The organism is Streptomyces sp. NPDC037242 (genome assembly GCF_055604165.1).
Map to the genome: position 1 here is coordinate 1 of NZ_JBVJUY010000001.1, position 21,527 is coordinate 21,527.

The 21,527-nt window shown below is 70.1% G+C and carries 15 protein-coding genes; 13 read left to right on the forward strand and 2 right to left on the reverse strand.

Annotated features, from left to right (window positions below):
- Window positions 1–225: 225 nt before the first annotated feature.
- The 12 genes from ACZ7GJ_RS00005 to ACZ7GJ_RS00060 all read left to right on the forward strand — a co-directional run bounded on the left by ACZ7GJ_RS00005 (window position 226) and on the right by ACZ7GJ_RS00060 (window position 18,815).
- Window positions 226–7,380 (forward strand): amino acid adenylation domain-containing protein, encoded by a 7,155-nt coding sequence (locus ACZ7GJ_RS00005; protein ID WP_470747778.1) that lies wholly within the window; start codon window positions 226–228, stop codon window positions 7,378–7,380.
- A 57-nt stretch (window positions 7,381–7,437) separates the two neighbouring features.
- Window positions 7,438–7,665, forward strand: a complete 228-nt coding sequence (locus ACZ7GJ_RS00010; RefSeq protein WP_470747780.1) for an MbtH family protein — start codon at window positions 7,438–7,440, stop codon at window positions 7,663–7,665.
- On the forward strand, window positions 7,662–8,762 hold the full coding sequence (locus ACZ7GJ_RS00015; RefSeq protein ID WP_470747782.1) for a methyltransferase family protein: 1,101 nt from the start codon (window positions 7,662–7,664) through the stop codon (window positions 8,760–8,762). Before ACZ7GJ_RS00010 ends, ACZ7GJ_RS00015 begins: the two co-directional genes overlap by 4 nt.
- A gap of 60 nt (window positions 8,763–8,822) precedes the next feature.
- On the forward strand, window positions 8,823–10,124 hold the full coding sequence (locus tag ACZ7GJ_RS00020; protein WP_470747784.1) for a tryptophan 2,3-dioxygenase: 1,302 nt from the start codon (window positions 8,823–8,825) through the stop codon (window positions 10,122–10,124).
- A gap of 40 nt (window positions 10,125–10,164) precedes the next feature.
- On the forward strand, window positions 10,165–11,178 hold the full coding sequence (locus tag ACZ7GJ_RS00025) for a methyltransferase (protein WP_470747786.1): 1,014 nt from the start codon (window positions 10,165–10,167) through the stop codon (window positions 11,176–11,178).
- A 71-nt stretch (window positions 11,179–11,249) separates the two neighbouring features.
- Window positions 11,250–11,936, forward strand: coding sequence for an LmbU family transcriptional regulator (locus tag ACZ7GJ_RS00030; RefSeq protein ID WP_470747788.1), 687 nt, complete (start codon window positions 11,250–11,252; stop codon window positions 11,934–11,936).
- 87 nt (window positions 11,937–12,023) lie between these two features.
- Window positions 12,024–13,814 carry a 2-isopropylmalate synthase gene (locus ACZ7GJ_RS00035; RefSeq protein WP_470747790.1) on the forward strand — a complete coding sequence of 597 codons (1,791 nt, stop codon included), beginning with the start codon at window positions 12,024–12,026 and terminating at the stop codon, window positions 13,812–13,814.
- Window positions 13,815–13,894: 80 nt separating this feature from the next.
- Window positions 13,895–15,466, forward strand: a complete 1,572-nt coding sequence (locus ACZ7GJ_RS00040; protein ID WP_470747792.1) for an amino acid adenylation domain-containing protein — start codon at window positions 13,895–13,897, stop codon at window positions 15,464–15,466.
- On the forward strand, window positions 15,463–15,690 hold the full coding sequence (locus ACZ7GJ_RS00045) for a phosphopantetheine-binding protein (RefSeq protein ID WP_470747794.1): 228 nt from the start codon (window positions 15,463–15,465) through the stop codon (window positions 15,688–15,690). The genes ACZ7GJ_RS00040 and ACZ7GJ_RS00045 overlap by 4 nt, the downstream gene beginning before the upstream one ends.
- A 65-nt stretch (window positions 15,691–15,755) precedes the next feature.
- Window positions 15,756–17,006, forward strand: a complete 1,251-nt coding sequence (locus tag ACZ7GJ_RS00050) for an aminotransferase class I/II-fold pyridoxal phosphate-dependent enzyme (protein WP_470747796.1) — start codon at window positions 15,756–15,758, stop codon at window positions 17,004–17,006.
- Between the two features lie 5 nt (window positions 17,007–17,011).
- Window positions 17,012–17,788 (forward strand): thioesterase II family protein, encoded by a 777-nt coding sequence (locus ACZ7GJ_RS00055; RefSeq protein ID WP_470747798.1) that lies wholly within the window; start codon window positions 17,012–17,014, stop codon window positions 17,786–17,788.
- A gap of 364 nt (window positions 17,789–18,152) precedes the next feature.
- Complete coding sequence (locus tag ACZ7GJ_RS00060) at window positions 18,153–18,815, forward strand: deoxynucleoside kinase (protein ID WP_470747800.1); 663 nt, start codon at window positions 18,153–18,155, stop codon at window positions 18,813–18,815.
- Between the two features lie 41 nt (window positions 18,816–18,856).
- Here ACZ7GJ_RS00060 and ACZ7GJ_RS00065 read toward each other — a convergent pair whose 3' ends face one another.
- Entirely contained in the window at window positions 18,857–19,312 is a 456-nt protein-coding gene (locus tag ACZ7GJ_RS00065) for an Lrp/AsnC family transcriptional regulator (protein WP_365920489.1), read from the reverse strand.
- 130 nt (window positions 19,313–19,442) lie between these two features.
- Here ACZ7GJ_RS00065 and ACZ7GJ_RS00070 point away from each other — a divergent pair, with 130 nt between their 5' ends.
- Window positions 19,443–20,444 carry an asparaginase gene (locus tag ACZ7GJ_RS00070; RefSeq protein WP_470747803.1) on the forward strand — a complete coding sequence of 334 codons (1,002 nt, stop codon included), beginning with the start codon at window positions 19,443–19,445 and terminating at the stop codon, window positions 20,442–20,444.
- 95 nt (window positions 20,445–20,539) lie between these two features.
- Here the strand turns inward: ACZ7GJ_RS00070 and meaB are convergent, their stop codons facing one another.
- Window positions 20,540–21,523 carry a methylmalonyl Co-A mutase-associated GTPase MeaB gene (gene meaB, locus ACZ7GJ_RS00075; RefSeq protein ID WP_470747805.1) on the reverse strand — a complete coding sequence of 328 codons (984 nt, stop codon included), beginning with the start codon at window positions 21,521–21,523 and terminating at the stop codon, window positions 20,540–20,542.
- Window positions 21,524–21,527: the final 4 nt, after the last annotated feature.

The window sequence follows — 21,527 nt, forward strand, 5'->3', positions numbered from 1 at the left end:
GTCCAGGACCAGCAGGCCGAGCTGATGGACTACCAGCACATGGGACTCGCCCAGATCCAGCGACTCTCCCAGGTACGTGAACTCTTCGACACCCTCGTCGCGTTCGAGAACTACCCCCTGCAAAAGGAAGCCCTTCCGCGCGCCGGCGGCCTGCGCATTGCCGGAGCCGACAGCCACGACGCCACCCACTACCCCCTGTCACTCGCGGTGATTCCCGGTCGACGCATGCAGTTCCGGTGCGACTTCCTGCCCGATCGCATCGGCGGCAGGCAGGGCCTCGATGCGATCGTGGCCCGGCTGGTGGCGGTGCTGGAGGCGGCTGTCGCTGATCCGGGTGTGCTGGTGTCTCGGCTCGATGTCCTGGGCGGGGTCGAGCGGGAGCGGTTGCTCGTCGAGGTCAACGACACGGCTCGGGTGCTGCCGGACGCGTCGGTGGTGGAACTGTTCGAGGCGCGGGTCGAGGGGTCGCCGGATGCGGTGGCCGTGGTCGGCGAGGACGGGCAGGAGCTGACGTACGCGCAGCTCAATGCCCGCGCCAACCGGCTTGCCCACACCCTGATCGGTCAGGGTGTGGGGGCTGAGAGTCGGGTCGCGATCTTGCAGGATCGTTCTGTCGGTGTGGTGGTCTCGATGCTGGCCGTGTTGAAGGCCGGCGGCGCATACTTGCCGCTCCATACCGACCAGCCGGTGTCCCACCTGCGGCAGATCGTGGAGCAAGCCGGTGTCGTGCTGGTGCTGGCCGACCACGGGCACGCCGCACAAGCCGGAGAACTGCCTGCCCCGTCGATCGTGGTCGGCGAAGGCGACCGTACGCTTCCCGACGCCGGCCCTGGGGTGAATCCGGGTGTGGTCTGTGCTGGGGATTCGCTGGCGTATGTGATGCACACGTCGGGGTCGACGGGGACTCCGAAGGCGATCGGTGTCACGCACCGCGATGTGGTGGCTCTGGCCCTGGACAGCCGTTGGCAGGGCGGGGCGCACGAGCGGGTCCTGTTCCGTTCCCCGCACGCGTTCGACGCCTCGACGTATGAGGTGTGGGTGCCGCTGCTGGGTGGTGGCACTGTCGTGGTGGCCCCGGCCGGGGAGGTGGACACCGATGCTCTCGCGGCCCTTCTGACCGCCGGCGGGATCACGGCGGTGTTCTTGACGACGGCGTTGTTCAACCTGCTGGTCGAGGAGCACCCGGAGAGCCTGGCCGCGGTCCGTGAGGTGTGGACCGGTGGCGAGTTCGTGTCCCCGGCGGCCGTCGCCGCGGCGCTTGCAGCCGCACCGCAGACGTCGGTCGTGCACGTGTACGGGCCGACTGAGACGACCACGTTCGCCCTCTGCCACGCCATGGGCGCGCCGTATCAGGTTCGTGAGGACAACGTTCCGGTCGGTCGGCCGATGGACAACACCCGTGCCTACGTCCTGGACCACGCGCTCCAGCCCGTCGGCCCCGGAGTGGTCGGGGAGCTGTACATCGCGGGATCGGGGGTCGCCCGCGGCTACCTGGATCAGTACGCGCTGACCGCCGGCCGCTTCGTCGCCGACCCGTTCGGTGCTCCCGGCAGCCGGATGTACCGGACCGGTGACCTGGTGCGCTGGACCTGCGACGCGCAGATCGAGTTCATCGGCCGGGCCGACGACCAGGTCAAGATCCGCGGGTACCGGATCGAGCTCGGCGAGATCGAGAACGCCCTCCTGGCCCACCCCGACGTCACCCAGGCCGCCGTCATCGTCCGAGAAGACACCCCCGGCGACAAGAAGATCACCGCCTACGCGGTCTGCTCGGCCTTACGTACGCTGAACGGGGCCGAGTTGCTGCAGTACGCGGCTTCGACGCTGCTCGAGCACATGGTGCCCGCGGCCGTCATCGTGCTCGAAGAGCTGCCCCTCACGCCGAACGGCAAGCTCAACCGCCAGGCTCTCCCATCGAACGAGTTCGGCACACTCGCCCCCGGCCGTCGCGCGCGTACCCCGGAGGAAGAGATCCTGTGCGGGCTGTTCGCCGAGGTGCTGGGCGTGCCCAAGGTGGGGATCGACGACAGCTTCTTCGATCTCGGCGGGCACTCCCTGCTCGCCACCAAGCTGGTGACGCGCATCAGGTCCACGCTCGAGGTGGACGTGACCGTGAGGACCCTCTTCGAGGCGCCCAGAGTGGCCGACCTCGCCGGCCGCCTGGACCGGGCCGGCCGTTCCCGGCCGAGGCTCGCTCCCGCCGCGGTCCGGCCCGAGAAGCTCCCGCTGTCCTTCGCCCAGCGCCGCCTGTGGTTCCTGGACCGCATGGAGGGCCCCAACCCCACCTACAACATGCCGTGGGTCCTCCGGTTGACGGGCGCCCTGGACCGGTCCGCCCTGAGCGCGGCGGTCCGTGACCTCGTCGGCCGCCACGAGAGCCTCCGTACGGTGTTCCCCGAGTCGGGGGGAGTTCCGTACCAGCGCGTGGTCGACGTGGAAGAGGCCCGTCCCGAGGTGCACGTGCTCAGCACGACCCCCGCGGATCTGACGGCACTCGTCGCCGAACTGGGAAGGCACCAGTTCCAGCTCGCCGTCGACATCCCCCTGCGCGTCTGGCTGATCGAGAGCGGACCGGCCGAGCACACGCTGATGCTCCTGGTCCACCACATCGCAGGAGACGGCTCGTCACTCGCGCCCCTGGCGCGCGACCTGGCCGTCGCCTACGCCGCCCGTGCCGAGGGCGAAGAACCGGCCTGGGCGCCGCTGCTCGTGCAGTACGCGGACTACACCCTGTGGCAGGACGCGCTCCTCGGCAACGAAACCGACCCCGGCAGCCGAGCCGCCGTACAGTTCGCCTACTGGCGGTCCGCCCTGCAGGGGCTGCCCGAACCGCTGGCCCTGCCGACCGACCGACCGCGGCCGCCCGTCGCCAGCTTCCAGGGCGGCGCGGTCGACCTGAAGATCGACCGAGAACTGCACGGCAGGCTGGCCGAGCTGGCGAGCGACACCGGAACGACCATGTTCATGGTCTTCCAGGCGGCCCTGGCGGCACTCCTGAGCCGACTCGGCGCCGGCACCGACATCCCCATCGGCAGCCCGATCGCGGGCCGTGTCGACGAAGCGCTCCACGATCTCGTCGGGTTCTTCGTGAACACGCTGGTGCTGCGCACGGACACCTCGGGCAACCCGAGCTTCCGTGAGCTGCTCCAACGCGTGCGGGCGACGGACCTGGCGGCCTACGAGCACCAGGACATCCCGTTCGAGCGGCTGGTGGAGGAGATCAACCCGACGCGGACGATGGCGCACCAGCCTCTGGTCCAGGTCATCCTCGCCTTCCAGAACATCACCGCCCCCGACTTCCACCTGGGAGACCTCCGTGTCTCCTTCGAACCGACGACGAACGGAACCGCCAAGTTCGACCTCGGGATCGGCCTCCGGGAACTGCGGTCTCCCGACGGCGTGCCGGAGGGGGTCGTGGGCCTGGTCGAGTACGCCACGGACCTCTTCGACGCCGGCACCGTCGAAGCGCTGATCGCGAGGCTCACGCGGCTGCTCTCCTGCGCCGTGGCCGATCCCGACCGCGCGATCGGGCAGATCGACATCCTGGGCCCGAACGAGCGCAGGCTCGTCCTGACCCACGGCAACTCCGGAGCCGTCGCCCGGCCCGGCGCCACGCTGCCCGAACTCTTCGAGCGGCACGTGCGGGCGACGCCGGGGCAGCCGGCGCTGGTGTTCGGCGAGACCGAACTGACCTACCAGGAGCTGAACTCCCGCGCCAACCGCATGGCCCGGTGGCTGGTGGCGAAGGGTGTGGGACCGGACCACATCGTGGCGCTCGTCCTGCCGCGCTCGCCGGACCTGGTCGTCTCCGTCATGGCCGTCGCGAAGGCCGGCGCCGCCTACCTGTGCGTGGACCCGGACTATCCGCGGGAGCGGATCGCCTACATGGTGGCCGATGCCCGGCCCACTCTCGTACTGGCCTCGCCGGACACGTCCGCGGTCGTCCCGGACGACGTGCCGACCGTCGTCATGGAAGACTCCACCGACAGCCTGGCCGCCCACGGCCCGGACACGGACCTGACGGACGGCGACCGGCTCGCCCCGTTGCACAGCGGCAACCTCGCCTACGTCATCTACACGTCGGGCTCCACCGGCGAGCCGAAGGCGGTGCTGATCACACACGCGGGCCTCGGCAACCTGGCCTCGATGCAGCGGGAGACGCTCGCTGTCGGCAGCGGCAGCCGCGTCATGCAGGTGGTCTCGGCGAGCTTCGATGCCTTCTTCTGGGAACTCGCCATGTCGTTGCTGGCGGGGGCGACGTGGGTGCTGGCCCGCCCCGAGCAGCTCCTGCCCGGCGCCGGGCTCAGCGAGTTGACGTTCGAACACGGCATCACGCACATCTCGCTGACGCCGAGCGCCCTGGCCGTCATGCCGTCCGAAGGCGGCCTGCCCGCCGGAGCGACCCTCGTCGTGGGCGCGGAGGCCTGCCCGCCCGACGTGGTCGACCAGTGGTCGAGCGGGCGCCTCATGTTCAACTCCTACGGCCCGGCCGAGTCCACGGTCTGCGTCACGATGAGCGATGCGCTCTCGGGCGCGGCGGTCCCGCCGATCGGCCGCCCGATCCCCCACACGCGTGCGTACGTTCTGGACGGCGGCCTGACGCCGGTCCCGGTGGGTGTCGTCGGTGAGCTGTACGTCACCGGGGCCGGTCTCGCCCGCGGGTACGCGCGCCGGCCCGCGCTCACCGCCGAGCGCTTCGTCGCCGACCCCTTCGGTGAACCGGGGGACCGGATGTACCGCACCGGCGATCTGGTCCGGTGGCGTGGTGACGGGAACCTGGAGTTCGTCGGCCGGGCCGACGACCAGGTGAAGATCCGCGGATACCGGATCGAGCCCGCCGAGGTGGAGGCCGCCGTCTCCGCACTGCCGGGCGTGGCGCAGGCGGCCGTGACCGTTCGGGAGGATTCGCCCGGCGACAAGCGCCTGGTGGCCTACGTGGTGCCGGCCGGCGACACGGCCGACGACGACACCACCCAGCAGCAGCTCGACGACTGGCAGTCGGTCTACGAGGCGCTGTACGGGGAGCCGGGTGCGCCGGCCGAGTTCGGGCAGAACTTCGACGGATGGAACAGCAGTTACGACGGGCGCCCGATCCACCAGGACGTCATGCGGGAGTGGCGCGACCGGACGGTCGAGCGGATCCTCGCCCTGCGGCCCGAACGGGTCCTGGAACTGGGCGTCGGCAGTGGTCTGCTGCTCTCGCAGATCGCCCCGCGGTGCGAGCAGTACTGGGGTACCGACTTCTCCGCCGCGGCGGTGGAGACGCTGCGGCGGCAGATCAGCGGCCGCCCCGAGCTCGCGGGCCGGGTGGAGCTGCGGCACCAGGCCGCGGACTGTCTGGACGGGCTGCCGGCGGGCGTCTTCGACACGATCGTCGTCAACTCGGTCGTGCAGTACTTCCCGAGCGCCGAGTACCTGGTGGACGTCATCCGCGGCGCTCTCGCGCACCTCGCGCCGGGCGGCTCGCTGTTCCTGGGCGATGTCCGCAACCTGCAGCTGCTGCGCGCGTTCGCCACCGCGGTCCACACCCGCCAGCTGGGCAAGGGCGACGACGCCGCCGTGCTCCGGCAGGCCGTCGAGCAGAGCGTCGTCCTCGAGAAGGAACTCCTCGTCGATCCCGACTTCTTCGTGGTCCTCGCCCGCGAACTGGATGAGGCCGTGGACATCGACATCCGGCTCAAGCGGGGACGGCACCACAACGAGCTGAGCCGTCACCGGTACGACGTCGTGCTGAGGAAGCGGGCGGCCGGCGCAGCCCTCCCGGAGGACGAGCCGGACACGGCCTGCCTGCGATGGGGGCATGACGTCGAGGATCTGGAGGCCATCGCCACGCACTTGGCCACACAGGGGCCCGCGCGGCTCCGCGTCACCGACCTCCCCAACGCGCGCGTCGCCGGGGAAGTCGGGGCGTGGCGAGCTCTGAGCGCCGGCAGCAGTGTGGCAGGGGTGCAGCGCCTGCTGGACGAGGCGGGCGGCAGGGTGGACCCCGAAGCCGTCCACGAAACCGGCGAGCGGCTGGGCTACGCGACCGGCGTCACGTGGTCGGGAACCGGGTCCCACGACGGCTTCGACGCGGTGTTCGTGCGCGGGGCGGGCCAGGACGGGACGCCCCCGTCCCGGCTCTACCGGCCGGCGGCGGCACCCACCCTCCCGCTGACGTCGTACACGAACCGGCCGTCCCACTCCTCCCGGGCCGGCAGGCTGGCGGCGGGACTGCGGACGACGGCCAGGGCCGCACTGCCGGAGCACATGGTTCCGTCGGCCTTCGTGGTCCTGGAACACCTGCCCGTCACCCCCAACGGCAAGCTCGACCGCAAGGCACTTCCCGCGCCGGGTGGGAGCTTCGCCGCCGGATCCGACCGCGACCCGCGCAACGTGCGGGAAGAGATCCTGTGCGCGCTCTTCGCGGAGGTCCTCGGGCACGCGCGCGTCGGCGTGGACGACGACTTCTTCGACCTGGGCGGCCACTCCCTGCTGGCAGCGCGACTGATCAGCAGGATCGGCGTGGTCCTGGGCGTCGAACTCGCCATCCGCAACCTCTTCGAAGCGCCCACGGCAGCCCTGCTCGCCGAGGAGCTCGACAAGGGTGCCAACCGCAACGCGTTCGACGTCCTGCTGCCGCTGCGGGAACGCGGTTCTCGCGCACCCCTGTTCTGCCTCCCGCCGGGAGGAGGACTGAGTTGGTGCTACTCGGGCCTCGCCTCCCAACTGGGCAGGGAGCAGCCCATATACGGGCTCCAATCACCCCTCCTCACACCGGGGCAGCGGCTCCCCGACACCTTGGAGGAATTGGCCGCCCTGTACGTCGCCGAAATTCGGAAGGTGCAGCCGAACGGGCCGTACCACCTCATGGGATGGTCGTTCGGCGGAATTCTGGCGCACGCTGTGGCTATTCAACTGCAGCAGCTGAATGATAAGGTCGGACTCCTCGCCCTCCTCGATGTCTATCCTGTTCCGCTCGAAGGCGGAGACCGGGAAATGGGCGACGAGGAACTGTGGTCGGCCCTCTTCGATCTGGTGAATGACGAACTGGAGCGTGAGGGCGGCCAGCCCTTGCAGGGGAACCTCCTTCTGGAGACGATTCGCCGTGAGGGCAGCGTGCTCGGCGAACTCGACGACCGACACCTTGAGGCGATCAAGGACACCGCTCTCAATTCGGTGAAACTGGCCCGGGAGTACGAACCTGCCGTGTTCAAGGGGGACGTCACCTTCTTCACGGCTTCGCAGGGTCGCTCCGAGGAAACACCCCACTTCGACACCTGGCAGCCGTATGTGGACGGAGCCATCGAGAACCATGAAATCGATGCCCCCCACCGGTCGATGATGCTGCCGGGTCCCATGGACGAGATCAGCCGGCTGATGGCAGAAAAGATGGAATAGCCGCCCGGGAAGCAATTCCGCGCTTCGCCGTCTGATCACCCCTGAAAGGAAACAACCATGACCAACCCGTTCGAGGACGAGAACGGCACCTTCCTCGTGCTGTCCAACGACGAGGGGCAGCACTCGCTGTGGCCCGCCTTCGCGGAGGTGCCGGCCGGCTGGACCGTCGTACACCCGAAGGACACGAGGCAGGCCTGCCTGGACTACGTGAACACCAACTGGACGGACATGCGGCCCAAGAGCCTCGTCGCGGCGATGAGCCGCAGTGAGGCCGGCCAGAAGTGAACGGGCCCAACATCGCCCCCCTGGTCGACGTGAGCCTGCTGCCCCGTACCGACGGGGACGAGCGGGTGGTCAGCGCCGCGCACCGGCTCTACGAGCACCTCATCGCCCTCTGGGCCCCCGGAGTGATCGAAGCCGCGCACGACCTCGGCGTGTTCGCCGAGCTGGCGAACGGCCCGCTCTCCAGCGAGGAACTCGCCCGCCGGCTGGACACCGACTTCAGGACCACGCGCATCCTTCTGGACGCCCTCTACGCCTACGAGGTCCTCGAGCGCGAGCGCGGAGCCGACGAAGCCGCACGCTACGTCCTGACCGAGGAGATGCGCGCATGCCTGCTCCCCGGCGGCCTGTTCAGCCTGGTCGGGAAGATCACCTATGACCGGAACGTGGCCTGGGGGGCCTGGCGCGACCTCGCCCAGGCGGTCCGCACCGGCGGACGCGACGCCGCCGGGCAGCTGCGGGAGAACCAGATTTCGCAGACGGACTACCAGTCGCTGGCCGGCGGGATCAACTTCTGGGCCCCGCCGATCGTCGACATCCTCGCCAAGGGCCTGGCCGGCCTCGGCTGGTCGGACGGCCGGGACCGGACGATGCTCGACGTCGGCTGCGGCACGGGCCTCTACAGCCAGCTGCTGCTGCGCCACTTCCCGTCCCTGAAGGCGACGGGACTCGATGCCGAGTCGATCGCTCCGGTGGCCATGGAGCAGAGCCGAGAGCTCGGTGTCGACGCCCGGTTCGCCGTCGAGGCGTGCGACTTCTGGGAGTCCGCCTGGGGTGACAACTTCGACGTGGTCTTCTTCGCCAACATATTCCACCTGCAGACCTACGAGCATGCCGAGGAGCTGACCGGGCTGGCGGCCAAGGCGCTGGCGGAGGACGGCCTGATTGTCATCGTCGACCACATCGTCGACGCGGAGCGCAGGGTGTCGACGCCGCAGGACCGGTTCGCCATCCTGTTCGCGGCCTCGATGACCGCCACGGGGGGCGGTGACGCCTACACGCTGGAGGACTACGACGAGTGGTTCGCCCGCTCGGGTCTGAAGCGGGTGAAGGTGCTGGAAACGCCCATGCACCGGATTCTGTTCGCCGGACACGCGTGACTGATGGGCGCGAAGGCGAAGGAATCAGGTCCTGTCGGTCAGCCGCTCGAAGGTATCGGTGTGGCGGCACTGAGTCTGCACGCGGCGCGGGCGGAACCAGCGGATCTCCTGGGAACCCGTGCGCTGCGCGCGGTCGGGGAATGGCGGGGTCCGGATGGTGCCGGCCGGGTCCGTCCGTCGGATCCGGACGGATTCCCCTTCGAAGCCGTCATCGCGCACTACCGGAGCGCGGGGCGAAGCAGCGCGAACCCCGCCCTGGTCGCGAAGCTGCGTGAACTCCACGGGGCGGTGTGCGACGCCGCGCCGGCCGAGGTGGCGGCCCCGGGCGCGCCGCCGCTGGCCGGCTGGCTCCCGCTCACCTTCGACCAGGAGGGCGGCGACTACCACACGTACGTGGGCACCCACCTCTACGACGCGATGCGGGAGCAGGCCCACGAGGACAAGGGCGATGTCCTCTCGGACACCATCGTCGCCGCCCTCGCCGTGGATCTGCTCTCCATCGAGGCGGCCGCCCTCGCCGCCGAGCCCGGCCGGGGGCAGCGGACCAGGGTGCGCACCGCATTCCAGCTCCTGGCCGGCATGGACGCGCTCGCCCCCGCGTGGGGAGCGGAGTTCATGGGCGGGAGCGGCCCGCTCCTCGCGCAGAGCGAGTCAGCCGGGGACGAATCGCTGGTGACCGCGGCCTCCCGGGCCGTGTCGACGGCGGCCGACCGGATCCCGCAGCCCGTCCGGCGCCTCGTGGAGACCACGATGCTCCCGGTGACGCGCCTGCACGACGAGCAGATGTTCATCAGGAGCATCCAGATGTTCGAGGGCCTGTACGCCCACGTGGGCCGTTGCCTCGTACGCGCCGTCTCCGCGCTGGGCAGCGGCGACACCGAAGGCTGCTGTGCGGAGCTGACCGACGCGGCGGAGAGGCTCGAAGCCGTACCCGCGCTCTTCCGCGTCCTGACGACGATGCCGCGCGAGGTGTTCGCCGTCATCCGCGACAACACCCACGGCCGGAGCGCCGTCCAGTCCACTTCCTACCGGCGGGTGGAGACGCTGTGCGCGCCCCGTGCTCCCGGGACCGTTCCCCTCCAGACGCCCCTTCCCGAGATCGAGATCGAGGGAGAGACGCTGCAAGAGGTGTTCGAGCGGCAGGCCCCCCTGCTGCCCGGGCGGGACGTCGTCCGGCTCCAGGACGCGATGCGAAGGCTCGATGCCGGCTGGCACAAGTCGAAGCGCACCCACTGGGGAATAACGCTGAAGGTCATCGGCACCGTACCCGGAACCGGCGGGACGTCCGGAGCCGATTACCTGAAGCAGACCGCCGAGGTCCCGCTATTCCCCGGACTCGCCGCGAGCCCGCCCAGCGCGTAGACGGTCGAGCTGACAGCAAGAACTCTGAGAGGGTGAAACCTTGCCGAACGGCACCGATGTCAATGATGCCAACCATGAGCTGCGCCGAAAGATCATGGGATTCATCATTTCGCAGTCGATCTTCTCCGTGAACGAGCTCGGAATTCCGGACCTTCTGGCCGGAGGTCCCGCACCGGTGGAGCGTCTTGCCCGCGACAGCGGCGCGGACGCCGATGCACTGACGCGCGTGATGCGGGTCCTGGCGGCTGAAGGCATCTTCGCCGAGGGCCCGGCCGGCGTCTTCCGACTGGAGCCGATGGGGGAGTTGCTCTGCACCGGTACCCCCGGCTCTCTCGGCAATTTCGCCGACCTGATGGGTGGCCGGTCCTATCAGGCGTGGTCCGAAGCGATCTATTCGGTGAGGACCGGAAAACCCGCGTTCGACCGCGTTTTCGGCATGCCGCATTTCGACTGGCTGGCCGAGAATCCTGCGGCCGCCGCGGAATTCAACCGAGCTCAGGCGGGCCTGGTCTCGCTGAGGATGGCGCCGCTCCTGGAGTACGACTGGAGCGGTGTCGAAACCGTGGTGGACGTCGGCGGCGGCAACGGCGCGCTGCTCGCCGCCCTCCTCTCCCGCCACGGGCATCTGAGCGGAGTGCTGTTCGACCTGCCGCACGTGGTGGGCGAGGCGGGCCCGGTCCTCGGGGAAGCCGGCGTTCTGGCTCGGTGCGAACGCGTGGGCGGCGACTTCTTCTCCACCCTGCCGGACGGACGGGACGTCTACGTACTGGCTCAGATCCTGCACGACTGGGGAACGGAGGAAGCCGCGTCGATCCTCCGCAACTGCCGTGCGGCGATCCCTGCCGACGGACGCCTCCTGATCCTCGAACAGGTGATCCCGGAGGACTCGCAGCCCCATCCGGCGAAGCTGCTCGACCTCCACATGCTCGTCCTGCTGGGCGGCCGGGAGCGGACCGGATCGGACTGGCGCGATCTGCTCAGCCGGTGCGGATTCGAGATCGAGAAGATCGAGATGTCTCCGAGGTCCTCGCTCATAGAGGCCCGCCCGGTGTGACGTCCGGTGCCGCTGCCGCGGCACCGGCCCACCCAACTCCGCTGAGTACCCGAGATGGACATGGAGGCGTGATGACACATCAGGTCAAGGGCTACGGGGGATCCAAGTCGGTCGCGTTCGGCACGTCCGCGAAGGTCGCGTCGAGACCCGCGGGAGCCGGCGCGGCGGTGGGGCGGCGCGACCAGGTGCTGACCACCAGGGTGGGCCTGCACATCCCGAGGGGCTTCGCCTTCGAGGAGTGGGAACACGCCGGACGGCAGCTCTCCGGGCTGCTGAACTCGTCGTCCTGGTGGCTCGGGGACTGGCTCGTGTACGGCAAGGACCATTACGCCGACCGCTACGAGCGCGGCATCCGCGCGGCCGGCCTCCAGTACAAGACGCTGCGCAACTACGCCTGGGTCGCCCGCCGGTTCGAACTGCACCGGCGGCGCGCCGGACTCAGCTTCCAGCACCATGCCGAACTGGCCTCGCTCACCCCCGAGGAGCAGGAGGCCTGGCTGGACCGTGCCGAAGAGATGAAGTGGAGCACGAAGCAGCTGCGCGGCGCCATGCGGGTGCAGCGCGAGGACACGCTGCGCGGGACGGACGCCGCAGCGGCGGCGACGCGCCGGCTCGACCTGCCCGGGACCCGGCTCGAGTGGTGGCACCGGGCAGCGGCCCAAACCGGCACCGAGTTGGAGGAGTGGGTGACGGCCACGCTCGACGCCGCCGCGGATCGGGTACTGAAGGCGCCCGACCGGCAACCACCTCCCGCATGACGTCCGGCGCCGGGGATCCGGCAGCCGGGACGTCGCGGACCCACAGCCGACCGCACCACACCGAAGTGATTCGAATGGAGGCATGAAATGACCGAGGCGCCACCGCCTCATCCCGCCATGTCGCGGCTCACGCTCCCTGCCGGCCCGCGTCGGGCAGACCAACCCTGGTGGAACGCGCAGCGCGGCTCGGCCATGCCCTTCCAGCGGTACGAGCGGTCGGGACGCCGGCTTCCGCACGAGCCGGCCGACCGTACATGGCCGACGAAGTCGTTGGTGAGGGCACCGCTTTGGGCCTCGGTCGACCTGCGCGACGGGAACCAGGCACTCAGCAGTCCCATGGACATCGAGCGCAAGAGCCGGATGTTCGACCTTCTGGTGCGCATGGGGTTCAAGGACGTCGAGGTCGGATACCCCTCGGCCAGTGAGGCGGACTTCTCGTTCCTGCGGACACTGATCGAGCAGGACCGCATCCCCGACGACGTGACGATCTCGGTGTTCACACCGGCCAAGCCGGAGCTGATCGACCGCACCTTCGAGGCCATCGAGGGCGCGGACCGGGCCATGGTCCACCTGTGCAACGCGACCGCCTGTCTGTGGCGCGAGGTCGTGTTCGGCATGAGCGCGGACGACGTGCAGCGGATGGCGCTCCACTCGGCGGAGCACATCGCCCGCCGGGCGCAGGACGCCAGGGTCGGGGAGCTGCGCTTCGAGTACTCACCGGAGACGTTCAACGTGACGGAGCCCGAGTTCGCGCTGCGGGTGTCGAACGCCGTCACCCGGCTGTGGGACGCGAGCCCGGACCGTCCGGTGACGCTGAACCTGCCCACGACCGTGGAGACCGACTCGCCGAACGTCTTCGCCGACCAGGTCGAGTGGATGCACCGCAACCTGGAACGCCGTGACGCGCTGATCCTCTCCGTGCACCCGCACAACGACCGCGGAACGGCGGTGGCCTCCGCGGAGCTGGCGGTCATGGCCGGCGCCGACCGGGTCGAGGGCACGCTCTTCGGCAACGGCGAGCGCACGGGCAACGTCTGTCTGGTCACTCTGGCGCTCAACCTGTTCAGCCAGGGCGTCGACCCGCAGCTCGACCTGTCCGACGTCGACGAGATCCGCAGGACCGTGGAGTTCGCGAACCAGCTGCCGGTCCCTCCCCGCCATCCGTACGGCGGTGACCTGGTGTACACCGCCTTCTCGGGCACCCACCAGGACGCCATCGCCAAAGGGCTGGCCGCGGTCGAGCGGCGGGCCGCCGAGCAGGACACGCCTGTGGCCGAGATGGCGTGGGACGTCCCCTACCTGCCCATCGACCCCAAGGACGTGGGCCGCACCTACGAGTCGGTGGTCCGCGTCAACAGCCAGTCCGGCAAGGGCGGTGTCGCCCACGTGCTCAAGAGCGCGTACGGGCTGGACCTGCCCCGCGGGGTGCGGCTGGAGCTGGCCCGGCAGGTGCAGCAGGTGGCCGACGACGGCGGGGGAGAGCTCACGTCCCGGGAGCTGCGGGCCGTCTTCGCGCAGATGTACCTCGACTTCGAGCGGCCGGCGCTGCTGCTGAAGGAGTTCCAGCTGAACGGCGTGGAGGGGATCACCGCCGTCGACGCCCTGGTCGTCCTCGGCGACGGCCGGGAGGAGAGGCTGACCGGCTCGGGTCCCGACGCGGCGGCCGCGTACGCCGACGCCCTCGCCGGCACCGGCCTCCGGGTCGAGGTCACCGAGGTGTCCGGGCACGTCCTGCGGGACGGGTTCGGCACCCGGTACGCCGCCTACGCCCAGGTCGCCCTGGACGGCACGACCCGCTGCGGCGCCGCGATCGCCGGCGACCGGGTCGGCGCCGAACTCGGCGCCGTCACCTCGGCCGTGAACCGCGCGTCCCTCTGACACCCCCACCGGTGGCCGCCCCGGCCCCGACCACCCATCCGCACCGCCGCATCCCCGAGTTCTGGAGAGGAAGGGACCGCATGTCCCTCATAGGCAGGCGCCTCGCGCTGCCGGAAGACCTGGCTGTCCACCGGGTCTTCGAGGCCCACACCCGGCAGCACCCCGACCGTACGGCCCTGACCTGCGCGGACGAACAACTGACCTATGCGGAGCTGAACGCACGGGCCAACCGGTTCGCCCACCACCTCATCGCCTGCGGAGCGGGCCGCGGTTCCGTGGTCGGCGTGTGCCTGGACCGGACTCCCGATCTGCTGGTCGCGATCCTCGGCACGCTCAAGGCCGGTGCCGCCTACGTCCCGCTGGACCCGACCTACCCTGCCGAGCGGCTCCAGCTCATGGTCTCCCAGCTCGACGAGATCAAGTTCAACGTGGCTTCGTGCGAGACCCGCGTCCTGATCGCCGACGCACCGGGCGAGTTGCTCCTGCTGGACGAGCTCGCCGGGCCGCTGGAGGCTCAGCCCGCCACCGATCCGGTGGTCGACCTGTCCAACGACGACCTGTGCTACGTCGTGTTCACGTCCGGGTCGACCGGTACGCCCAAGGCCACCGCCGTGCGCCACGAGGGCTGGTACAACCTTCTGGAGTGGCTGCGCGTCGAGTACGGGCTGGACAGCTCGGCCAGCGGGCTCACCGTCAGCTCCTTCGGCTTCGACATCAGCCAGCGCGGTCTGATGGCGCCGCTCTTCTGCGGTGCAGCCCTCCACCTGCTGCCGAGCCGGGTATTCGATCCGGGCATGGCGTACCGGCTGATCGAAACCCACGGCGTCCGGCAGCTGCACTGCGCGCCGAGCACTCTGTACGTGTTGATCGACCACGAGCATGCGCTCGGTACCGACGTGCTGACACGGGTAGGGCACGTCTTCATCGGCGGAGAGGCGCTCACGGTCGCCCGCGTCGAGGAATGGGCCTCTCAGGAGGGCAACCACTGCGTGCTGCTCCACCAGTACGGGGTGGCCGAGTGCACGGACGTGGCGACCTCGCACGTGCTGGCGGACTTCGGTCGCTACCACGGTGCGACGCCGCCGGTGGGCGAGCCCGTGTACAACACGGAGATCCGCCTGCTCGACGACGAGCTGAACGAGGTGGCGGACGGCGAGACCGGCGAGATCTGCATCTCGGGCCTCAGCGTGAGCGCGGGCTACCTCAATGCCTCGCCCGCCGACGGCCGGCGGTTCACGGAACTGGCCGGCGAAGAGGGTCCCGTACGCATCTACCGGACCGGCGACCGCGGCTACGTCACCCCGGACGGAGAGCTGGTGGTGGTCGGCCGCGTCGACCACCAGGTAAAGATCCGCGGCATGCGGATGGACCTCGGGGATGTGGAGCATGGCGTCCGCTCCCACGCGCTCGTCGAGGACGCCGTGGTCGTGGCGGTCCCGGACGCCTCGGGCGAGCTCCGCCTGGTGGGCTTCGTCCTGCCCGCCCACGACGCGGTCGACACACGTGCGCTGTACCGCGACCTGCTGGACACCCTGCCCCGGAACATGATCCCGCAGGAGTTCAAGGTCCTCAACGCCTTCCCCGTCAATCCGAACGGGAAGACCGATCGCCGGACCCTGGCCGCCCTGGCCGGAAAGGAACACAGAACGTGATCGCATCGAAGGTCCACGCCATCTGGAGCCGTCAGCTCGACCTGTCGGAGTTCGCCGACACGGACGACTTCTTCAGCCTCGGCGGACACTCGCTGATCATGACCCGGATCCAGCGCGAGATCCTCTCCGAGCTCGGCATCGAGGTTCCGATGGACCAGCTCTTCCGCAAGTCCACGGTCGCGGAGATTTCCGAGCACATCGAGTCGGTGCTCTCGGCCGCGTGACCCCTCCCCCACTGCATCTCCTACAGGAAGAGCCCTCAGTGCAGCTATCGAGTCGGGGCCGGCAGATGTCCCGTCCGTCGGGCATCCGCAGCATCATGGAGGACATCGCCGCAGCCGGCGACGACGACGCCGGCGAGTGGCTCAACCTGAGCCCGGGCAATCCCTCGCACATCCCCGAGGTCGAAGCAGCCTGGCACCGGCTCACCCGGGAAGCCCTGGACAACCGATTCATCGAGTCCAGCACCCGCTACGGCCCAGCACGGGGGACCAGCGGCCTCGTCACAGCCGTCGCCGACTACTTCAACCTGACCTACGGGTGGTCGATCGGCCCCGAGAACGTGGTCGTAGGCCCCGGCAGCCAGATGCTGTCGTTCATCGCGACCACCCTGTTCACCGGACCTGACGCGCACGGGTCGGCGCGGCCGCTGGTGCTGCCGCGCCTGCCCGACTACACCGGCTACCAGGGATTGGGGCTGGACCCGAAGGGCATCGTCGGTCTGGAGCCCCTCATCGTCCCGGAGGGACAGCACTCCTTCCACTACGCCGTGGACACCGAGGCCCTGGCACGGCAGAGCCGCATGGGCATGATGCTGCTCTCCAATCCCGCGAACCCGACGGGCAGCAGCGTCGAGGCCGGCGAGCTCAGGGTCCTGATCGAAACGGCAGAGCAGCGCGACGTACCGCTGGTCGTCGACCACGCGTACGGGGAGCCTTTCCCCGGAGTCGTCCGGACCCGGGTCGCGCCGGTCATGCACTCGCACGTGATCAATCTCTTCACCCTGTCGAAGGCGGGCTTGCCGGGTGAGCGGATCGCCTTCGCACTGGGTCCGGCGGAACTGATCGAGCCGATGGTGTCCTTCATCTCCAACTCGGTCCTCCACGCCCCGCAGCTACTGCAGGCCGCAGTCGAGCGCTCTCTGAGGACCCGGGAGATCGACGCGCTCACCACCCAATACATCAAGCCCTACTACCGGGCCAAGCGGGCGATGGCCGAGGAACTGCTCCTCAAGGTACTGCCGGACTCGGTGGACTGGCGGCTGCACTCCAGCGACGGCGGCATGTTCTGCTGGCTGTCCATCGACCACGACTGGTTCGACGACCTGGAGCTGTACGAGCTCCTCAAGCGCAAGCGGGTGTTCATCGTCCCCGGCCGCCACTTCTTCGTCGAGCCGCTGACCACGCCGTTTCTGCGCACGCACGGCAAGCGCTGCATCCGGCTGAGCCTGAGTGCCGACGAACAGACCGTAGCCGCAGGTATCGACCGGCTCGGCGAGGCACTCGAAGAGCTGCGCGTGAACGCGCGCTCCGGGGAGTGAGGCCCATGGGCACATGGTTGCGACCTCATCCGGTGGACGGGACCGTCGTCAGCCGCCTGGTCTGCCTGCCGCACGCCGGAGGGACCGCCGGGTCCTACGCCGGCTGGGCCGGCCGGCTGCCGGCCGGGGTGGAGCTCGTCGCCGTGCAATACCCGGGCCGACAGGACCGGCTGGCCGAGGAACCCATGGGCACCATGGCCGAGATGGCCGGCCAACTGGCGCAGGAACTGCGCCCACTGCTGGACCTCCCCATGGCGCTCTTCGGGCACAGCATGGGAACCGGTCTGTCCTACGAGGTGGCCGGCCTGCTGGAGCGCGCGGACGGGTACGTGATGGACCACGTCTTCGTCTCCGCGAGGCCTGCCCCGCACCGGATCGACGGGGAACACCGGCACCTGCTGGGCGACGAGGAGCTGGTCGCGGCGATGCGGCGGCTGGGCGGCCCGGACGCCGCGGTCTACGACCACCCGGAGTTGCTGCCCCTGATCCTTCCGCCGCTGCGGGCCGACCTGGCCCTGCTGGACCGCTACCGGCCGAAGCGGCTGACCCCGCTGCAGGCGCCCATGACGGTGTTCGGCGGCCAGGACGACGACACGTGTCCGGTTGCGGAGCTGGCGTCCTGGGCGGAGGCCACGACGGCCGGTGCCCGGGTTCGGACGTTCCCAGGAGGCCACCACTACCTGCGGGAATGCGAGGACGAGGTACTCAGGGCCGTATGCGCGGAAATAGCGTCGCCCTCCACAAGGGCACGGTCCGCGTCTCGGAACCGCCCGACGAGCTGATCACGGCCTACTGCGCGCACGGGCCCCGGCCGGGTGTCGAGTCCGAGGCGTCGTTCTCACCGAGCAGCTCCCCGTGACCGGGGGCGCCTGGCGAGCCCGCAGGTGGTCCCAGGCCACCTCGCACGCCGCGTTCTTCTCCCCGTGCTCGTGTCCGCTAGCCTTGCTGAGCTACTTCCGGAGGGTGACTCGCTGGAACGGCACGATGGCCCGTGATGCAGGCCGGCGCTCGTCATGTTCCCAGAGCACCTGACCCACGGGTCTGCCGTACGCGGCGACATCGGAACGGTGCGGGCGGCCGGTCCTGGGCAGCGGCCTGCCCAGCGCACCCGCCCGTGAACAGAAGACCCCCAGGGAGAAGTGAGGTATGGCAGTGATCTGCGTCGGAGGCATGATCGGGATCGGCAAGACGAGCGTGGCCGAGCTCCTCGCCAAGGAGCTCGGCAGCGAGGTCTTCTACGAGAGCGTGGACGACAACCCGATCCTGCCGCTCTTCTACACGGCGAGCCCCGAGGAGATCCAGGCCAAGCGCTACCCCTTCCTGCTCCAGCTCTACTTCCTCCAGACGCGGTTCGCCGCGATCAAGGAGGCGTACAAGCAGGGCGACAACGTCCTCGACCGGTCCATCTACGAGGACTGGTACTTCGCCAAGGTCAATCACGAGCTGGGCCGGATCAGCTCCCTGGAGATGCAGGTCTACGAGGGACTGCTCGAGGAGATGATGCGCGAGATCGACGGCCTGCCCTACCGCAAGGCGCCCGATCTCATGGTCTACCTCAAGGCGGACTTCGAGACGGTGCTGCACCGCATAGGCCTGCGGGGCCGCGATTTCGAGCAGGACGAGAGCCTCGTCGCCTACTACCGGACCCTGTGGTCCGGCTACGACGACTGGGTGCACAAGCACTACTCGGCCAGCGACGTCCTCGTCGTCGACATGAACTGCACGGACGTCGTGAACAACCCCGAGGACGCGGCCCGCGTGGCGCAGGAGGTCAAGGACGCCCTGGCGGCGGCGAGGCGCCGGGGCTGAGCCGCGCCGCGGGGGTGCGGTGGCCGGTCGGCCGGCTGTGTTCAGCCGTCCACCGGCAGGCCGGTGTGGGGTTTGATGCGCTTCATGATGATCTGGGAGTTGACCTCGGTGACGCCCGAGAGGGCCGTCAGCTTCTCGATCCAGAGGCGTTCGTACGCGCGCAGGTCCGCGACCGCGATGCGCAGCAGGCAGCCCGGGCTGCCGAAGAGGCGGTAGGCCTCGATGACGTCGGGGATGTCCTGGAGCGCGGACTCGAACGCCTCGACCGCCTCGCGGTCGCGGCGGACCTCGACGGAGACCAGCACCTCGAAGCCGCGGCCGACCGCCTCGGGGGAGATCACCGCACGGTAGCCCTGGATGACCCCGTCCTGTTCGAGCTGGCGGACGCGGCGCATGCAGGGCGAAGGGGTCAGGCCCACGCGTGCGGCCAGCTCCTGGTTGCTGAGCCGGCCATCGGCCTGGAGCTCGCGCAAGATATCTCTGTCGATGGCGTCCATGGCGCAATTATTCATCACGCTGTAGGGCGTACCGGGCGATAGTCGCAACCACATTGCGTGTTGAACCGCCTACCATTGCTCTCTGTAGAAAATCTGTACGACCTCTATGTGATGTGAGGGAAGGGCGGCCATGGGACGCATCGTCGTCATCAGCACCGGCGGCACGATAGCCAGCCGATGGCAGGGATCCGGCTTCGCCGCCGACGCCGCCGGGAGCGAGGTCATGGCGACCGCACCGCTCCCCGAGGGCATCACCGTCGAGGTCGTGGACCTGTTCAGCGTGAACAGCCCCCGCCTGACGACCGCCCACCAGCTCACCCTCCTGCGCACCGTGCACGAGGTGCTCGCCGACCCGGGCGTGGACGGCATCGTCGTCACGCACGGCACCGACACCCTGGAGGAGTCGGCGTTCCTGGTCGACCTGCACCACCACGACGCCCGCTCGGTGGTGTTCACCGGCTCCCAGCGGCCCATGGGCACGGCGGACGGGGACGGCCCCGGCAATCTGTACGACGCGCTGCTGACCGCCGCGACGGTACGGGGCCTGGGTGTGCTGGTCGCGTTCGCCGGCCGGGTGCACGCGGCCCGCGGGACCGTGAAGACGCAGGCCGTGGCGCTCGACGCGTTCGCCGACCCCTCGAAGGAACTGCTGGGCAAGGTCGGCTTCGGCAAGGTCACCGTGCTGCGGACGCCCCAGCGGCCGGCGGCGCTCGCGCTGCCCGCGATGCCGGAGCTGCCGCCGCGGGTCGACGTGGTCGTGCACCACGCCGACGGGGACGCCGTCCTGCTGAACGCCGCCGTCGCGGCCGGGGCGCGGGGGATCGTGCTCGTCGGGACGGGTGCGGGCAATGCGACCCCGGAGATCGTGGAGGCCGTCGAGGCGGCCGTCGCCCGCGGGGTGCTGGTCGCGCTGACCACCCGGGTCGCGGCCGGGCCCGTCACCGAGATCTACACGCACGGTGGCGCCGTGGACCTGGTCGCGGCCGGGGCCGCCCCGACGGGGACCCTGCGGGCAGGACAGGCGCGGATCGCGGTACTGGCCGCGCTGCTCGCCTCCGACGACGTGGTGGAGCAGGGCCGGGTCCTGCGCGAGGTGCTCGGCGCGGCCGGCTCGGTCCTGGTCGACGCCTGACCCCTGCGGGGTTGCCGTGCGGGGTTGCCGTGCGGGTCGGGCGAGCCGATCCCCGTCGGGCGGCCTTTCGGCAGCTCCGCCCGACCGGGATCAGCTCAGCTCCGCCCGAAAGCCGTCAGGATCTGGTCCGCCGCCGAAGTGGCCGTCACCTCGCCCGCCCGGACCGAGGCTTCCAGGGCCGGCGCGAGGTCCCGTACCGCGGCGCTGGCGCGCAGCCGCTCCAGGAGTTCGTCGCGGACCATCGACCAGGTCCACTCCACCTGCTGGGACGCCCGCTTGGCCGCCAGCCGGCCGCCCGCGTCCAGCAGCCGGCGGTGCTGCTCCAGCCGGTTCCAGACCTCGTCCAGACCCGCCGACTCCCGTGCGCTGCACGTCAGGACGGGCGGGGTCCAGGCCGCGTCGGCCGGGTGCATCAGGCGCAGCGCGCCCGACAGTTCGCGGGCGGCGGCCTTCGCGTCCCGCTCGTGCGGGCCGTCCGCCTTGTTCACCGCCAGCACGTCGGCCAGCTCCAGCACGCCCTTCTTGATGCCCTGGAGCTGGTCGCCGGTGCGGGCCAGGGACAGGAGGAGGAAGGAGTCGACCATCCCCGCCACCGTCGTCTCCGACTGGCCGACGCCGACCGTCTCGACCAGGACCACGTCGTAGCCCGCCGCCTCCATCACGATCATCGACTCGCGCGTGGCCTTCGCGACCCCGCCCAGTGTTCCGGCGGAGGGCGAGGGGCGTACGAAGGCCGCCGGGTCGACGGAGAGGCGCTCCATCCGGGTCTTGTCGCCCAGGATGGAGCCGCCCGTACGCGTCGACGACGGGTCGACGGCCAGCACCGCGACCCGGTGACCCAGGGCCGTCAGCATCGTGCCGAACGCGTCGATGAACGTGGACTTGCCCACCCCGGGCACACCGCTGATCCCGATGCGCCGGGCCCGCCCCGAGTGGGGGAGCAGCTCGGTCAGGAGCTGCTGGGCCAGCGGCCGGTGCGCGGGCAGGGTGGACTCGACGAGGGTGATGGCGCGTGCGATGAACGCGCGCTTCCCGTCGAGCACCCCTTTCGCGTAGGCCTCGATGTCGATCTTCGGCACCGGC